General features: G+C 57.9%; 2 protein-coding genes. Both read right to left on the bottom strand.

The genetic code is table 11. The features are described from left to right. Nucleotides 1-96: 96 nt before the first annotated feature. A complete protein-coding gene (locus AC0L3P_RS39965) occupies nucleotides 97-273 on the bottom strand; it encodes a hypothetical protein (RefSeq protein WP_009859449.1) in 177 nt (58 codons plus the stop codon). Between the two features lie 144 nt (nucleotides 274-417). Continuing rightward, on the bottom strand, nucleotides 418-660 hold a 243-nt coding region (locus AC0L3P_RS39960; RefSeq protein ID WP_473309457.1), incomplete at its 5' end, for a hypothetical protein.

The raw sequence follows: 660 nt of genomic DNA, 5'->3' as shown, positions 1-660 counted from the left end.
ATGTCCTGCGGACCAGAGCCTGGTGAGGAGCTCTATGTCTTTCGCATCCCAGCCCATGGGGGATATTATAGCACCGACGGCCGAACACGCGTCAATCTAGTCTTCGTCCGGCTCGCGCACGACCGCCGGTTCGTCATCGCCGCCTTCGTCATCTTCATCCTCCTCATCCTCTTCATCTTCATCGGGATCTCTTGGGGGCGTCGCGCTGCCCATAAGCACGAGCGGTGTCCAGCAGATCGCCGTGATGGAAGCTTCGAAGGTGTGTTGCTTCATGTGTTGCTGCTCCTCGAAAAGCATCCTCGGTGAAATCCTGACCGGCGGCACGCGCAGATCCAGGGCGCGCGACTGTCGCAAACGCGAGGGTGACATCAGGTCGACGACATGAGCAGGGGCAGCACCGCCACGCAACTGGCGAGGCTACTTGATCGAAAACCCATCAGAGTCTATGTCAACCAAAAGCTCGCCGCTGGTGATTTCGGGAACCCCAAGATCGAGGTCATGCAGACTTGCCTGAACAAACGCCAGTATCTTGGCGTTTGCTACGTTGGTGCTTTCGCGGTCATCGAATATCATCATGGCGATGCCGACACCGTCGCCCGCATCCAGCACATGGTAAGATCTAAATCCCTGCGATTGCCTCAGGATCTCACCGACGCCGCT

It is taken from the genome of Bradyrhizobium sp. WSM4874 (assembly GCF_055811835.1).
The sequence above is the reverse complement of the archived record's forward strand: the minus strand, read 5'-3'. Positions and strand labels throughout refer to the sequence as shown.

Coding starts and splice junctions, on each gene's coding strand:
- AC0L3P_RS39965 (WP_009859449.1), bottom strand. CDS start 273: ATGAAGCAACACACCTTCGAAGCTTCCATCACGGCGATCTGCTGGACA.